Source organism: Pirellulales bacterium, from assembly GCA_035546535.1.
Classification (GTDB): Bacteria; Planctomycetota; Planctomycetia; order Pirellulales; family JACPPG01; genus JACPPG01.
The window spans coordinates 18,845-34,810 of the sequence record DASZWQ010000031.1 but is presented as its reverse complement, the minus strand read 5'-3'; the positions used below and the strand labels follow the sequence as shown (position 1 = coordinate 34,810).

Here is a 15,966-nt window from a genome sequence, read left to right as displayed (position 1 = left end):
CCGCTGGCCAAGGTCCCGCTATCATAGCCTCGGCCGGTTGGGCAAACCTGAACGGCCAGTTTCCAGCGCGAAACAGATTTTGGGATCGCTGTGCGGCGACTGTGGCAGTGACGCCAAATGCCTGGCGACCCAAGCGACCCCCGCGAACGTGCCGAGCCCTGTTGACGCTTTGGCAGGAACCGGTCACGCTAAACGCAGTTGCCGGCGGCGTTAATCGTAGCGCCGCGAGGAAATAGCCAGGTCGACCGCACGTCTGTCGCGTGCCTTCGCAAGGCCGCGATCCCATGACACAGTCGGAAAGCTGGCTCACGCGTCCGGAAGGATCCCAGGATGTATTTGACTCAACTACTCGTTTGCTGCCTGGCGGCGCAATTGCCCCCGGCGACGCAACCTCCGGCACGGCCGCAGCACGCGACAGGTTCGCCGGCCGATCAGGCGAGCGAGGCGCCGCCGTTTGCGCCCGCGGCAGAACCGCCGGCAGCACTGCCGCCTAATGCCGGAGCGCCGGCCGTCAGTCCAGAGACCGCCCCGCCATCGCCACCGAAGGCGCCTGGCCAGCTTGTGCCAGTGGAACCAAGATCGGCTCGCACCGCGCCGTTGGAAATCCTCTCGATGGCGCTGGCCGTGCCCGAAGGAGAAAAACCGCGCGGCCGACCCATGCCACTGGTTGAAGTGTTGCGCTCGGTACCTGATCGGGCCGGGCAGTTGCGCGCGACGGAAAGTTACTGGCGGCTGGCCGAAGCGCTGGGCGATTACAACTTCGCCTGGGACGAATATCAACAGTTCGAGCGGCTCAAGCCGGCGCAGCATCCCGACCACGAGCCGACGGCCGAGCAGCGAATTTTGGCAACGCGCCTGCAAGCGGCAAAGGCGCGGTTGCAAGATGCCGACGTGGTGCTGGTTGCCGCTCAATATGACCTCGCCGGCATTATTCGCTTGCCGGCCGGCCAGACCTTGCCCCTGACAGCGGACATGCCGCACGTGGGGCCGTACCGCACCGAGCTCGATAATCTCTATCAAGGGCGCGCGATACCCGCACGGGCGGTGCTTGTCGATCGCACACTGCCGATTCGGCGCAGCGCCATCGAGTCGCGCGCCGCGGCCGTCAATGCGGCCGCCGACGCGCTGGTGGCTGCGGAAGAGGCACATTTCGAAGGTCGCGCCGACCTGGCTCTCGTTCTGTCGCTGGTTGACGATCTGTCGCGCCAGCGGCGCGCCTTTCTCGCCGACGTCCGGCTCTACAACCTCGATATTGCCGAATACGCCATGTCGGCACCGACGCCTCCTTTGGACCCGCAAGGATTGGCATCGATGCTGATCAAGCTCCCGACCGGCAGCGTGCCCGCGGGCGCCATGGCTGCCGGGACAATGGGCGGGGCTGGTCCGGGCGCCGGAACGACGGGCATTGAACGAGCAGGTTTCAACCAGCCCCTTGGCGGCGCGCCACCTGTCGGACTGCAACCCGTACCGGAGGGACAATTGAAATTGGCGCCGCCGCCGGGTGCTGCGCCTGCTGCTGGCAATCCGCCCCGGCCAGCGCCGGCGCGTAACGAGCCGACCTTGGCGCCACCGCGAAATCGCGAGCGGCCGACGTTGCCGCGCGACGACGACGGCCAAAAGACGCCCGTCGGCTCGACATCAACTGGGGGTCGGAGACCTTCGGCGAACACTTACGCGGCGCGGCGTCCAGCAGCGGCTGCCGAGATTCAAACAGCTCCCGCGGACCGGTTGCCTGACGATCGAACCTCTGCTGAGCGGCTTTCGACCAACACGCTGACCGAAGCCCAGGAAACCGCGCGGCCCATCTCACCCGTCGCCGAGGACGCGTCACAGGCGGCCGCACCGCTCTTGGCTTCACCGTGCCTCTATCCTGCCCTTGTCGATCGTTCGCCGGCAGATCAGGCGCGACAACTGGTGCAGGTACTTTGCTGGGAGCCGACGAGTGCCGAGAATACGCCGATTGCGCTTGCCGAGTATCTGGCCAGCATGCCGTCCGAGCGGCGCCGCGATGCGATCACGGCCTACTGGCAGGCGCAGCGCAACGCCGCGCTTGCCCAATTATTCTCACAGCAGCTCGAACAGTTCGAGGCGCTGGGTGCCGCGATCACCGCCGAACACTTGGGGCCTGAGAGCAACGGCCCGACCGCCATGTTGCTGGTGCGGGCGGCGCAGCTCGCGGCACAAGCCGACGCGCGCAACGCACAGATCGATCGCGTGATCGCGCAGTGGAACCTGACGATGGCCGCCGGCCGCACGTTGACCGACGGCCCTTGGTTGGCTGCCGAAACGTCGCCGCATGCGGGCGGGTACCGCCTGCAACTAACCGAGCTGTCGCGCGAGCTGGCCGATTCAGCCATCGTCAAGCGCCTGTCGGCCACGATTCCACAACTGCGTGCGGCGCTAATCGATCGGGCCGCGGCCGTTATCGCCGCCGACCACGAGCGGGGCAATATGACGGTCGACGCCGCCGGATCGCTGGCCGGCACGTACAGGGCCCTGGAAGCGATTGCCCAGCAGACGGCGGAGACGGGCGCATTTCTTGCCCGGCTGACCGACTACAATGTGGAAATCGCGGCGTACGCCAACGCCGTGCTGCCACCGGCCACGACCAGCGAGTCGCTGGTACAGGCGCTGGTCACATCGAAGCCTGCGCCGCCGACGAATTAGGCAGCCGACCGTACTCGGCAAGCTGGGTTTTGCGCGCGACTCGCAGTTTGCCTGGTAGAATCAACCCGCGCATGTCCTCCCCGCCACTGCGCCATGGCCACGATCACCGATAATTCGCCGAGCCTCACGAGCAAACGGGCTACGCGCGCGCGGCCGCTGATGATCGGCCATGTCGTCGTCGATCCGCCGGTGCTGCAGGCGCCGATGGCTGGGTTCACGAACTATGCCTACCGGCAGATCGTGCGCGAATTCGGCGGCGCCGGATTGCAAGCCACGGAGATGGTCAGTGCCCGTGGCTTTCTGGCCAAGGACGAACGCGACGGCGAATTTCCGGATCGCCTATGGGGCGTGCGCGACGAAGTCCGACCGCTAGCCGTACAGATCTGGGATAACGACCCGGGCACTTTGGCCGCGGTCGGCGCGAGGCTCGCGCACGAGTTCAAAGTGAGCGTCGTTGATATCAATTTCGGCTGCCCGGTAAAACAGATCACGGTCGCCGCGCATAGCGGCAGCTATTTGCTGAAGTGCCCCGAGCGCGTGGGCGCGATCGTCGAGCGCGTATCACAAGCGTGCGCGCCGACCCCTGTCACGGCCAAGATCCGCTTGGGCTGCACGCGCGACAACATCAACGCCATCGATGTGGCGCAAGTCGTCGAAGGGGCCGGCGCCGCGGCGCTGACCGTGCATGGCCGCACGGCGCAGGACTTCTTCAAGGGCTCGGCCGATTGGGAACGAATCTCGGCTATCAAACCGCACTTGCAACGCATCCCGCTGATCGGCAACGGCGATCTCGATTCACCGGCAAAGGTCGTGCGCGCTTTCGAGCGCTACGATGTCGACGGCGTGATGATCGCCCGTGCGGCCTTGGCCAAGCCGTGGCTTTTCCGCCAGGCGGAAGCGGCGCTGCGTGGCGAGCCGATCCCGCCAGACCCAACGCCCCAAGAAGAACGAACGCTGTTGTTGCACCACTACCGGCTGGTCTGCGACCGCTTCGGCCCAGACCGAGGGACCATCTTGATGCGAAGATTTGCCTGTTGCTATGCGCAGGGGCGGCCGGGAGCGCGCGAATTTCGCACGCGCGTTTCACATGTGGTGACGCCCGAGGATTTCGCCGCAGTGGTAAACGACTATTTTCCGCAGATGTAGCGGCAGCACTATTTCAGGTCGGCGCCCCAACCGCCGCCGCCGGGCGTTTCGATCTCTAGCACGTCGCCTGCCGCGGCCCTGAACTGGGCGTGCCCGCCCACATCTTCGCGCGTGCCGTCGGCGTGAACGAGCGTATTGTGGCCGATCGCGCCCACGGCTCCGCCGGCCATACCATACGGTGCGTAGTGTCCACGTCGTTCGGCCAAGAGCGATACATCGAGCGGACGTAAGAATTCGATCTGTCGCACCACGCCATCGCCACCGCGACGTTTGCCCGTGCCTCCCGAGCCGCGGCGGATCGAGAACTCGCGCAACCGCACCGGGTAGCGTTGTTCCAGAACTTCCGGATCCGTGAGTCGGGTGTTCGTCATGTGCGTATGCACGGCGTCGGCGCCATCGCGATCGGCCGTAGCCCCGGCGCCGCCGCAAATCGTCTCGTAATAGCCAAACGTCGAATCACCAAACAGCGTGTTGTTCATCGTCCCCTGGCTGGCGGCGGCCAGACCGAGGGCGCCTAGTAGAACATCGACCACGCGCTGCGAAGTTTCCACATTGCCCCCGACAACGGCCGGACTCTGCTCGGGCGTGGCGCCCGCTCGTGGGTTCAGCAGACATTCGGGAAGCACGATCCGTACGGGCGCGAGCACGCCCTGATTGAGTGGAATGTCCTCGGCGATCAAGGTCCGCAGCACGTACATCACGGCCGCCGTGACGATCGCCCGATTGGCGTTCAGGTTCCCAGCCAGCACCGGCCCGGTGCCGGTGAAATCGATCGTCGCCCGGTCGCCGTCGATGTCGATTGCCACGGCAATCGGCGAACCATCATCCAGATGGTCCTCGAATCGGTGCCGACCGTCTGGGAGCTTTCGTAGCGCCTGCCGCATCTTCTGTTCGGCCGCGTTTTGGATATGGCCCATGTACGCCTGTACGACCGCGAGCGAATGGCGCTCGACCAATCGCCGGAGGTCGCGCGCGCCTTGTTGATTGGCCGCGACTTGTGCCGCGACGTCGGCCAGATTGTCGGTCAACTTGCGCGTCGGATATTTTGCGGTGCTGAGCAACCGGGCAAATTCGTCGAAGCGCGACCGGCCCGCCGCAATGAGCTGAAAGTTGCTGATCAGCACGCCCTCTTCCGCCAGGTTGCACGAAAACGGGGGCATCGAGCCGGGAACAATGCCGCCGATCTCGGCGTGATGCGCGCGGCTGGCCGTGAAGAACAAAAGCCGGCGCCCCGCGGCATCGAAGATCGGCGTCACCACAGTCACGTCGGGCAGATGCGACCCACCGCGGTAAGGATCGTTGGTGACATATACATCGCCGGGACGCAGATCAGGATTGTCGGCCAAAATGCAGCGCACCGTCTCCCCCATCGCGCCCAGATGGACGGGTATATGTGGGGCGTTGACGACCAGGTCTCCGACGGAGGTGAATATCGCGCAACTAAAGTCAAGCCGTTCCTTGACGTTCACGCTGCTCGAGGTATTGCGCAGCGTGATGCCCATCTGCTCGGCGATGGCCGCGAAGCGGTTGTTGAAGACCTCGAGCGTTGCCGGGTCACACGGAACTTCTGAGTTAGCGCCTGCTGGTTGCAGGTCAACGTCGGCATTTGCGGCAGGCTGGTGCGACAGCAAAAGCTCGCCGCGCGACAGCACTTCGCCGCGCCAGCCCGGATCGATCACCGTGGTCGCGGTCGCTTCGTGAATCACGGCCGGCCCCACGATCACATCGCCGGGCTGCAATTTCGCGCGATCGTAGAGCGCCGTGGATTCCGAGCGCGCCGCAAAGTGGACTTGAATCATACGTTCGGGTGTTGCGGAACGCGCAGCCGCGTGCGCCGACACGGGCTCCGGTTCGACGGTATGCCCCACGACCTCGACGCGCACGGCAACGACTTCGATCTCGCGCCGCTCGTTGCGATAACCGTACAGCTTTTCGTGCGCGGCGGCATAGGCCTCGGCGTAGTTGCCATCAGCCGGTTCAGGCACGGTGAGCCAGGCGTCCAGTCCGCGATAGCGCAGATCGAGCGCGCGGCGTATCTCGATGCGGTCAGGCGCGATCCCCTCGGCCAATACCTGGCGACGGGCCTGGCCACTTAGCTCCGTAAAAACGGCGGCCAGGCTATCAACAAGTTCGGCCGAATACGCTTGATAGACTCCTCGCGCCGCATGTCGTACAACGTCGGCGGCGCCGATGCCGTAGGCGCTCAAGATGCCGGCATCCGGATGTAGTAGCACCTGCGACATATCCAGTTCGGCGGCCACGGCGCACGCATGCTGCCCGGCCGCACCACCGAACCCGACCAGGACATAATCGCGCGGGTCGCATCCTTTGGCGACCGAGATCGATTGAATTGCCTTCACCATGTTCGCGTTGGCGACCTGCAAAAAGCCGTCGCACAGCTCGACCGGCGAATAGCGGCGCGCCGTGGCCCGCTCGATCTCGCCGACCAGCTTTGCCAGTCGGCGCTCGACCGCCGCTCGATCGAGTGGAAAAGGAAAATGCTCGGGCGGAATCTTGCCCAGGTAGAAGTTCACATCGGTAACGGCCAGCGGTCCTCCCTGGCCATAGCAGGCCGGGCCGGGCGCGGCGCCCGCGCTTTGCGGTCCGACGACGAGCTTCGTTCCGTCAAAGGCGCAGATCGAACCGCCGCCGGCAGCGACCGTTTCGATGGCCATCATGGGGGCGACGACGCGCACGCCCGCCTTTTCGGTTTCGTATTCCAGTTCGAAACGACCGTCGAACCGCGATACGTCGGTGCTGGTGCCCCCCATGTCGAAGCCGATGGCCTGCGTGAATCCGGCGGCCTGCGCCACGCGCGAGAAGCCGACGACGCCGCCGGCGGGCCCGGAGAGAATACTATCCTTGCCGACGAAATGCTCGGCCGCCACCAGACCGCCGGCCGAGGTCATGATCCGCAGATCAACCGCCGGCAGCGAACGGCGCAACCTGGTAATATAGTCGCGCAGGATCGGGTTCAGATACGCGTCCATCACGGTCGTGTCGCCGCGGGCGACGATCTTTACGAGCGGCGCCACACGACTGCTAACACTGATTTCCTGAAAGCCCATTTCTTGCGCGAGCCGGGCCACCAGCTCTTCATGATCGCCGAAGCGGTAGGCGTGCAGCAGGCAAATGGCTAGCGACTCGATATTTTTGCTGCGCAGCGTCTGCAATTGCCGGCGCACCGTGTCGGCGTCGGGCGCGCGCAGGACTTCCCCTTCGGCGGTGACGCGCTCATCGATCTCGACGACCTCGGTGAACAATGGCACCCGCTTCTCAATCGCCAGCTCGAAGAGCTTGGGGCGGTTCTGATAGCCGATTTCCAGAATGTCGCGCAGCCCACGCGTGGTGACGAAGGCGGTTCTCGCACCGCGCCGCGTGATGAGAGCGTTCGTTCCGCGCGTGGTTCCCAGCCGCACGACGACGTGTGGAATTTCATCCGCCAGCGAGAGCCCTAGCAGGTATCGGATTGCCACGATCGGCGCCTCTTCACCACTCGCGAGTTCGTATGCCTGACCTGGCGCAGGTGGAAGCGCGAGCGCATCGTCCAAGTACAGCGTGCCGTCGGCAGCGCTCGATTTCACACGAGACTCGGCGACGACGTCGCCACCGGGCCCGAGCAATCGCAATCGATAACCATTCCAAAACCGCGCCGGATCGCCCGCGCGCAGCGGGTCGAGGATCTTGCTCGGGGTCGATCCGGTCTGCGCGCTTCCCTTGGTGACGCCTGAGCTGAGAAGCTTGTGCCGCACGAGCGAGCCATCCGGCCGCCGTGCAAAGCAGTCGGTGAAGGTGCCGCCGACGTCGATCCAGAATTGCCATGCTGATTGCTGCATGACGGCCGAGTGTGGCGAAAAATCGCGCGGCTGGCAATCGGGCAGGCACGGCGCTCGGTCCCAATTATTCCCCTCCCTGTCAGGGAGGGGGTCAGGGGAGGGTAAAGCGTTATGAGATGAAAGACGTTCACTCGCGCGACAACTGAGAGACTTGAATCTTGCGCATACTGATTCGCCTGCAGCGAAAAAGCATGGCACACTCGCGCTGGTGGAAGCGCGACACCATGACCCTCACCCTGCCCTCTCCCTGCGAGGGAGAGGTGTTTACGCGCGAAGCCCGGCGCCGCCCTGCACGTTATTTCCTCCCGCCCAGCGAAATCAGGTGCGAGTAGGTGCGCAGGTACATGCGGCCGCCGGCCACGGCCGGAGTGCTTCGGCTGTCTTCGCCCAGAGGCTGTTTTGCGATCAGTTCGTACTGCTCGCTGGCTGCAAGGACGACGACTTCGCCATCTTCGGCGATGCAATACAGACGATCGTTCACGCAGACGGGCGAGCCTGAGAAATTTCCCCCCACGCGCTGCTTCCACAGGATCTGCCCGGTTGAAGCTTTCACGCACGCCACGACGCCTTTGTCGCTCCACATGAAGACGAGATCCCCTTGACCGATCATCGTTGGGACATAGGGCGCCGAATCCGTGATCTTCCACACCTCCTGAGGCTTGATCGCGCCGTCGGGCGTGCCGGGGCGGATGGCCGCCACGTAGTTCCCGCCTCCGCCTGAACCGCAGCTCCCCCAGATCATGCCCTCGGTGAGTACCGGCGAAGCGCAGGTGCGCTTGTCGAAAACGTCAAGCTCCCAGTTCGTCTTTCCCGACGTCGGATCAATCCCCGACACGCCGTGCGCGCCGGAGAGAAAAATCAGTTCGTCGGGCATCCCCTCGCGCGCGAGCACGCAGGGCGTGGCATAGGAAACGAATTCGTGCTCTCGCGGCGTCTGCCATCGCAATTTGCCGGTGTGCCGGTCGAAGGCCAGCAGCGAACTCTCGCCATCCTGGTCGTTGCCGAGCACCAGCAGGTCCTTGTAGACAATCGGCGAAGGGCCGGCGCTGTGCTGGCTCGAGTAGGGGCCGAGGTTCAGCTTCCACTTTTCCTGGCCGTCATGGCTCATCGCCACCAGCGTATATTCGGCCGGCGTCGACCAGACGAAATACGCGTGCTCTTCGTCACAGGCGGCGCTCGGCGTGGCGAAGCTGTTGCGCAAGTGCTTTTCGTGTACTTCCGACGGATAGTGCCGCTCCCACATGATCCGGCCATCGGCGGCGTTCAGACACAGCAGAATCCTCTCGGCGCTATCCTCGATGGCACTCGTGAGAAAAATGCGATCACCCCACAACACCGGTGACGAATGACCGATCCCCGGCAGCTCGACGCGCCAGTTGTAGTCCTTTTCGGTCCATGTCGTTGGGATCGACTTGGCATCGCTGATGCCCGTGCCGTTGGGACCACGGAAGCGCGACCATTCTTGCCCACTGGACGACGTTGCCCCCAGATGCACGATCGCGCCGAGGCAAACAAGGTACAAAAGATGCGCGGTGATTGCTTTCATGGGTTGAAATCCTATGTCGACCGAAGGCGGGGCGAGTCGGTGGGACGTCGGTGGGCGAGTACGGTCATCTTATAGACTGACAGACATCTTACCGGCTGACGGTGCCGATGCTACCGCCTGGGCGAATCCCAACCGCGGAGATCGAGTTAACGCCGCACGATGCCGTATTCTTCGATCTTACGGTAAATCGTGGCGCGCCCCACGCCCAGCAGCTTGGCCGCCTCAGGAACGTTGCCGGCGGTGCGCTTGAGGGCCTCGACGATCAGGCGCTGCTCCCACACGTCCATGCGCAGCGAATCGAGTTCACCCGTGGCGCCGGCATCCTGCAGCCCCAGGTCCTGCTCGTCGATGGTTTTGCCCATCGCCAGGACGACAGCGCTATCGATCACGTTGCGCAACTGGCGCACGTTGCCGGGCCATTGATAGGCGAGCAGCTTGGCCTTGGCTCCGGGCGAAAGCTCGAGCCCTGGCCGGCCGTGCTGCTGGCGAAAATGTTCCAGGAAAAAATCGACCAACAGGCCAATATCGGCACCGCGCTCACGCAGCGGCGGAATCACGACCTCGAACACGCTGAGTCGGTAATACAGATCTTCGCGGAACTTCTTTTCGCGCACGTACGAGAGCAGGTCGCGGTTCGTGGCGGCGATCACGCGGACGTCCACGCTCACCTCCTGGCTCGAACCGACGGGCAAAAACGGGTGCCCTTCGAGAATTCTCAGCAGCTTCGATTGCCCGGCCAGCGTCAGCTCGCCCACTTCGTCGAGAAAGAGCGTTCCCAGGTCGGCCTGGCGGAAATAGCCGGCATGATCCGTCGAGGCGCCGGTAAACGAGCCGGCCTTGTGACCGAACAACTGGCTTTCCATGATGTCGGCCGGAATCGCGGCACAATTGACGGTCAACATCGGCCGATCGGCGCGCGGGCTGGCGCGGTGGATGGCGCGTGCGACCAGTTCCTTGCCGGTACCACTTTCGCCGCGCACCAGTACGCAGCCGGTGGCGCGCGCCAGGCGGCAGAGCTTGGCCTTCAAGTCGCGCATGCCCGTGCAATCGCCGACCAGTTCGTCGTAGCCGGGCGAGGTGGCTTTGAGCCGCGCAAAATCGCTCGACAGCGATTCTTCGTGCCGCGCTCGCGCCAGCGCCACGGCCGAGATGTTGGCGACCGAGATCGCGAATTCGAATTCCGATTGCCGGAAGCGACCGTGATCGAGATAAACGTGGATGGCGCCCAGCACGGCGCCGGATTGCACGAGCGGTACGCAAAACGCATCGGCAAAGTCCTGCGGCCGATCATCTTCGGGCGCTGAGCGTTGGTTGGCGGTCCACACGGCGTGCCCCTCGTCCGAGACCAGCCGCGTAAGCGATTCGCTCAACGCAACTTGCTTGGCGGCCGATTCGGGGATGACGAGCTTTGGCTTCAAATGGCCGTCATCGCTAACCCACAAGAAGCCGACGACCGACGCATTGGTGCGCGTTCGCAGCAGATCAAGCGACTCGCGAATCACTTCTTGTGGGTCAGCACAACCTAAGAGCTTGATGCTGAGCTGATAGAGGAGCAAGAGATCTTGCGCCTGCTCCGAATCCTGGATGGCGGAAAGTGCGAGCTCCTCACCGAGGAAGCTTCCCATGACCGTATCGCGGACAATGGTTTCCTTGCCTTTGTCGGCGACGACGGAGCCGGCTGTGGGGGGCTGCTCGGTCTGGTGGAAAGTGAATTCGCAGGCACCGATGCGCACCGAATGCCCCTCGGCCAGCACGGCCTCGTCGACTTTCTGTTCGTTGACGAAGGTGCCGTTGCGGCTGCCGGCGTCGCGCACCCGCCAGGTTCGATCGCGGCAGGACAGCACGGCGTGGACGCGCGAGCAGATCGGGTCCAGAAGCGTGATCGTGCATTCCTCGCCCCGCCCGATCCGGCACTCGCGGGCCTCGTGCAGCAGGAAATTCATGCCTGCTTGCGGCCCGATGGTCATGGTCAAATACGTGTACAGCGGGGGCATAAACCTTTCGCCCGGGGCGGTCATCAGGCCATTTCGTCCACTATAACACACGCCGTACAATTGCGGGGCGCGTTGCCCGGAGACACGGCGTGCCGCGGCGAACTACGGCGCTTCGGCCGCGACGATTGCGGTCTTGGTACGTAAAATGGGGCAGCAGCCGGGCAGCTTTTGGGGCACTTCGCCTATCCGAGATTCGCTGAAACATCCCGCGACACGATGGACGTATCCACCGCGCAGACACTCGACCGCTCGCGCCCCGATGGTCTCATCGTTGTGGGGCATGGCACGCGCGATGATCGCGGGTGCGCTGAGTTCGCCGAGCTAGTGAACCTGGTCACGGGACTCGCGCCCAAGACGACCGTCGAGGGGTGCTTCCTCGAGCTGGTCGAGCCGGATCTGATCGGCGGCGTCGAACGGGCCATCCGACGCGGCGCAAGGCGGCTGGCGGTGGTGCCACTGCTCTTAGTTTCGGCCGGGCACGCCAAACGCGATATCCCGCGACTGGTCGCGGCGGCGGCGGCCCAATTTCCCGAGGCCACGATCGAGCAACGGCCACATCTCGGCTCGCACGCGGCGATCAGCGAATTAGCGCAGCGCCGCTACGAGGAGTCACTCAAGAATCTGCCGCCACGGCCGAATGACCAGACGCTGCTCGTTGTGGTCGGCCGCGGCACGAAGGACGAAGGTGCCAACGCGGCACTCGGCGCCTTTGCCCGGCAGCGAGCAGCGCAAACCGGTGCCGGCCGACACGAAACCTGCTTCTTGGCAATGGCGGAACCTTCGCTCGAGCGTGCTTTGGGCTTATTGCCGCAGTTGGCCTTGCCGCGGATCGTGGTCGAACCGCACCTGCTTTTTCAAGGAGAGCTACTCGATCGAATTCGTGGCATGGTCGCCGCGGCCGCGGCCCGATGGCCCGCACGCGAGTTCGTCGTAACCGACCGTCTGGGGCCCGATTCCGACCTTGCTGAAGCGATTTTGGAACTTGCAGGAATCGTCAAGCCACCCGCGGCACAACCCTGAAGCCCCCCAGCGGCGTCGAAACTAACAACATATCCAGGACTGGAACGGGATTCGACGGAAACCGAATTACTGCGGCAGCCGTAACAAGACAGGTGCCCTCGAGCCATCGTGGTTGATATTGCTTTTCAATTGGCGACTGTATAGTATCCGCTAACCCATTGTCTTCGATAGACTTAGCTATCTTTGTCGCCCGTCAACGCCATTCTCGGCCGCGCGGAAACAGATTTCAGGTTTATCGGTAGTGATGCTGGCCAGGCGACCCCGCACAACCGTAGGAGGGTTGAAAGGGATAGCGAACGGCGACGGTGTGATGGCCTGGCTTGTCAGGCACCGATGAACATGAAAGGCAATCTCCGTTTCTACGGCACGACTTGATTTCGCACCCCTGGCTCTGGCCTTTTCCCAAGTTAACGAGCAGAAAAGGATTTGCGATGCGTCATATTCTCCCAGCCGTCCGCCGACTTTCGCTGAACCGCGTCTCGCTGGCAATGCTCGCCATGGCGGCTACGGCTCCGGGGGTTGCTTGGGCTGATCCCGTCGGACCGACGGATGATGATCACAACGTAACCAAGGCGGTGGTGCAGTTGCTTCGAAGCCAGCACATGTCGAAGCACCCGCTGGATAACGAAATCGGGCATCGCTTTCTGGATCGGTACTTGAAAATGCTCGATCCGATGAAGTTGTATTTTCAGCAGCAGGACGTCGACAGCTTCAAGATGCGTCAGGACGATCTCGACGAACTCACGCGCAAGGGGGACGTCAGCTTCGCCTACCAGGTGTTCAACGTCTTTTTGCAACGCGTCGATGAGTGCGTGAAATTGGCCGACGAGATCCTGAAGGACAATCTCGATTTCACGGTCGACGAGGACATGATCACCGATCCCGACGCCACGCACTACGCTCGCAACAAGGCCGAGGCGCGTGACTTCTGGCGCAAGCGCATCAAGTATGACCTGCTGGTACTGAAAGCCGGCAAGACCAAGAAGGCAACTACCGAACATTCTCCGAAAGACGACACCACGCCGGCCGAAGCGGCCAAGCCGCCCGAGGACCCGCGCGAGAAGCTGTCGAAGCGATACCACAACTTCGCCCGTCGTATGCACCAGTACGACAGCGACGAGCTGCTAGAGGTCTATTTGACGGCCCTCTCCACGGCCTTCGATCCCCACACTTCGTACATGTCGAAGCATACGCTGGAGAACTTCGAGATCGAGATGCGCTTGCAACTCGACGGCATCGGCGCGGCCCTGATGGCTGGCGACGATGGCTACACCCAGGTCACGAAGGTCGTGCCCGGCGGCGCCGCCGACAAGGATGGACGTCTGAAGGCTGACGACAAGGTGATCGGCGTCGGCCAAGGCCGCGATGGACCGATCGAAGACATCGTGAACATGAAGCTCTCGGACGTCGTGCAGAAGATTCGCGGTCGCCGCGGCACGGTCGTGCGACTGGAAGTCATTCCGAACGGCTCGAGCGAGAAGCGCGTCTACGACATTACTCGCGATGAAATCAAGCTCACCGACAGCGAAGCCCGGGCCCGCATCATCGACGAGACCAAGGGGGGGCAAACCTACAAGATCGGCGTGATCGATCTGCCGAGCTTCTACATGGACATGGAAGGTGCCCGCCGCGATCTGCCCGACTTCAAGAGCACGACGCGCGACGTGCGACGCATTCTCGACGATTTCAAGTCGAAGGGCGTGCAGGCCGTCGTACTCGATCTGCGCATGAATGGCGGCGGCAGCCTGCCCGAGGCCATCAGCTTGACCGGGCTGTTCATCGACGAAGGGCCCGTCGTGCAAGTCAAGGACTCAGAGGGCCGCGTGCAACAATACGACGACCTGGAGCGTGGCGTCGCCTGGGACGGCCCACTGGTGGTCCTGACCAGCAAGTTCAGCGCGAGCGCCAGCGAAATCTTCGCCGGTGCCATTCAGGACTATCACCGCGGACTGGTCGTGGGGGACAAATCGACGCACGGTAAAGGTACCGTGCAAAGTCTGCTCGACCTGTCGCGGCAGTTCTTCGGACGCATTCCGAACGCCCCGCAATTGGGCGCTCTGAAGATCACGATGCAGCAGTTCTATCGGCCCGACGGCGACAGCACACAGAATCGTGGCGTGGTTTCCGACATCGAGCTGCCTTCGCTCACGAGCGTCGCCGCGATGGGCGAATCCGACTTGGATTATGCCCTCAGCTTCGACAAAGTGGACGAAGTCCCCTATCGCCGGTCGCCCAATGTCGACTCCCATTTGATCAACCAACTGACAAAGCTTTCGGCCGAGCGCCGCAGTGGATCGACCGAGTTCCAAGGCGTGCTGCGGAACATCGATCGTTACCAAGAGCAGAAGAACCGCAAAACGGTCTCGCTGAACGAGCAGAAGTTCCTCGCCGAGCGCGAGGAAATCAATGCCGACAAGGAAGAAGAAAAGGAACTCGAAGAGCTGGCCAAGAGCAATAAGCCGGTCTTCGATCCCGAGAACTTCTACAACCGCGAAGTGCTGGCGATCACGGTCGACCTCTTGCAACTGACGCGGCTGGCCAAGCTGAACTAATCAGCAATCGTCCGAACTAACGTTTGCAACAGGGCTCACGTCGCAGGTCGGCGTGGGCCCTTTTTATTTCTGACCGCTAGAAGTGCCAGCCGCGGACCCACAGATAGGCGAGCGCGCAGCACACCGGGAACAACACGAATACCGCCAGGTACGTGTAGAGCGTAGTCCAGGTATGTCGCGGCCAACGGGCCATTGTCGCTTCCTCGGTCAGTTGCGCGCGGCACTCGCACGTGTCTGTTCCATTATAGTCCGCCAGGCGCCGTCACCGCGGACATTTGGCCAGTGCTCGACCGGCGGTCGCGCTGCCGACTTTACGCCAGTGTGCCGTTCGCCACCAGCACGTCTACCATTTCTTTCCCCAACTCGATAAAGCCGGCGACGCTTTGCGGAGCAAGGCGAAGATCGGGCTCGGTCGTCGTGGGCGAGACCGGCACCGGGGTCACGAGCAGCGTTTTCAAGTCGCACACCCCGTAGTACACCGGCAGGTCGAAATCCGACACGGCTTGCAGTTCGCGGCGCAGGTCGAGCGCCGTAATCGCGGCGTTCAGATAGACCGCCACGTCCAACAGCGCGGCGCGATAGTTGGGATGTTTGGCGATGTCGCGGCCGCAGCAGCGCTCGATCGACTTCGCCGCGCCGCGGACCGCGATCATCACGCCGTCTACCAGGGCCCGCAACGCATGCGTGAAGCCGATGTTGGCGTATTCGTTGGGTGCCAGATAGGTATCGACCGCGGCCGTCAGCGCGCCGCAACCGGTATGACCCAGCACGACCATGATTTTGAGCGATTTCTTGAAATTGCGCACGCCATAGGTAAAGCTGCCGACGCATTCCGTGCTCAGCGCGTTACCCGCGATGCGCACGACGAACATTTCGTTGAAGCTCTGGTCGAAGATCGATTCCAACGGCACCCGCGCATCCGAACAGCCCAAAACCATGGCAAACGGCTGCTGGTCGAGGATCGCGCCGCGAAAAAAGGGCAACCCCAACGAGACGGGGCTGATCGGCACGACGATCTCGCCCTCCGCCGTTTCTCCCAGAGTCGCCCTTTGCATGTGGCTCACCAGGTCCACCAGCCGGCGATTTCCGGCGGCCAGGGTTTGGATGGCCTCCTCGACGGTGCCGGGCCGGTTAACCGCGATCGGCTGGAAAGGGTCATATCGATAGATCAAATCCACGCGAATCCTCCGATCAATGGCTTCACG

The 15,966-nt window shown here is 63.2% G+C and carries 8 protein-coding genes; 4 read left to right on the top strand and 4 right to left on the bottom strand.

Annotated elements, in window-relative coordinates:
- Positions 1-330 precede the first annotated feature (330 nt).
- Both VHD36_03590 and VHD36_03585 read left to right on the top strand, forming a co-directional pair.
- Positions 331-2,667, top strand: coding sequence for a hypothetical protein (locus tag VHD36_03590; protein ID HVU86378.1), 2,337 nt, complete (start codon positions 331-333; stop codon positions 2,665-2,667).
- A gap of 93 nt (positions 2,668-2,760) precedes the next feature.
- A complete protein-coding gene (locus VHD36_03585) occupies positions 2,761-3,813 on the top strand; it encodes a tRNA-dihydrouridine synthase (GenBank protein HVU86377.1) in 1,053 nt (350 codons plus the stop codon).
- An 8-nt stretch (positions 3,814-3,821) separates the two neighbouring features.
- On the opposite strand, the gene VHD36_03580 is transcribed toward VHD36_03585, so the two are convergent.
- From VHD36_03580 to VHD36_03570, 3 genes are all read right to left on the bottom strand, one after another.
- Entirely contained in the window at positions 3,822-7,649 is a 3,828-nt protein-coding gene (locus tag VHD36_03580) for a hydantoinase B/oxoprolinase family protein (GenBank protein ID HVU86376.1), read from the bottom strand.
- A 295-nt stretch (positions 7,650-7,944) separates the two neighbouring features.
- On the bottom strand, positions 7,945-9,195 hold the full coding sequence (locus VHD36_03575) for a PQQ-binding-like beta-propeller repeat protein (protein ID HVU86375.1): 1,251 nt from the start codon (positions 9,193-9,195) through the stop codon (positions 7,945-7,947).
- Between the two features lie 146 nt (positions 9,196-9,341).
- Positions 9,342-11,189: a sigma 54-interacting transcriptional regulator gene (locus VHD36_03570; protein ID HVU86374.1), complete on the bottom strand. Its 1,848-nt coding sequence runs from the start codon at positions 11,187-11,189 to the stop codon at positions 9,342-9,344.
- A 216-nt stretch (positions 11,190-11,405) separates the two neighbouring features.
- On the opposite strand from VHD36_03570, the gene VHD36_03565 reads away from it, so the two are divergent.
- Together VHD36_03565 and VHD36_03560 are read left to right on the top strand one after the other, a co-directional pair.
- Positions 11,406-12,209 carry a sirohydrochlorin chelatase gene (locus tag VHD36_03565; GenBank protein ID HVU86373.1) on the top strand — a complete coding sequence of 268 codons (804 nt, stop codon included), beginning with the start codon at positions 11,406-11,408 and terminating at the stop codon, positions 12,207-12,209.
- 431 nt (positions 12,210-12,640) lie between these two features.
- Entirely contained in the window at positions 12,641-14,761 is a 2,121-nt protein-coding gene (locus VHD36_03560) for a carboxy terminal-processing peptidase (GenBank protein HVU86372.1), read from the top strand.
- A 311-nt stretch (positions 14,762-15,072) separates the two neighbouring features.
- Here the strand turns inward: VHD36_03560 and VHD36_03555 are convergent, their stop codons facing one another.
- Complete coding sequence (locus VHD36_03555; protein HVU86371.1) at positions 15,073-15,939, bottom strand: carbonic anhydrase; 867 nt, start codon at positions 15,937-15,939, stop codon at positions 15,073-15,075.
- Between the last annotated feature and the right edge of the window lie 27 nt (positions 15,940-15,966).

Coding starts and splice junctions, on each gene's coding strand:
- VHD36_03590 (HVU86378.1), top strand. CDS start 331: ATGTATTTGACTCAACTACTCGTTTGCTGCCTGGCGGCGCAATTGCCC.
- VHD36_03585 (HVU86377.1), top strand. CDS start 2,761: ATGGCCACGATCACCGATAATTCGCCGAGCCTCACGAGCAAACGGGCT.
- VHD36_03580 (HVU86376.1), bottom strand. CDS start 7,649: ATGCAGCAATCAGCATGGCAATTCTGGATCGACGTCGGCGGCACCTTC.
- VHD36_03575 (HVU86375.1), bottom strand. CDS start 9,195: ATGAAAGCAATCACCGCGCATCTTTTGTACCTTGTTTGCCTCGGCGCG.
- VHD36_03570 (HVU86374.1), bottom strand. CDS start 11,189: ATGCCCCCGCTGTACACGTATTTGACCATGACCATCGGGCCGCAAGCA.
- VHD36_03565 (HVU86373.1), top strand. CDS start 11,406: ATGGACGTATCCACCGCGCAGACACTCGACCGCTCGCGCCCCGATGGT.
- VHD36_03560 (HVU86372.1), top strand. CDS start 12,641: ATGCGTCATATTCTCCCAGCCGTCCGCCGACTTTCGCTGAACCGCGTC.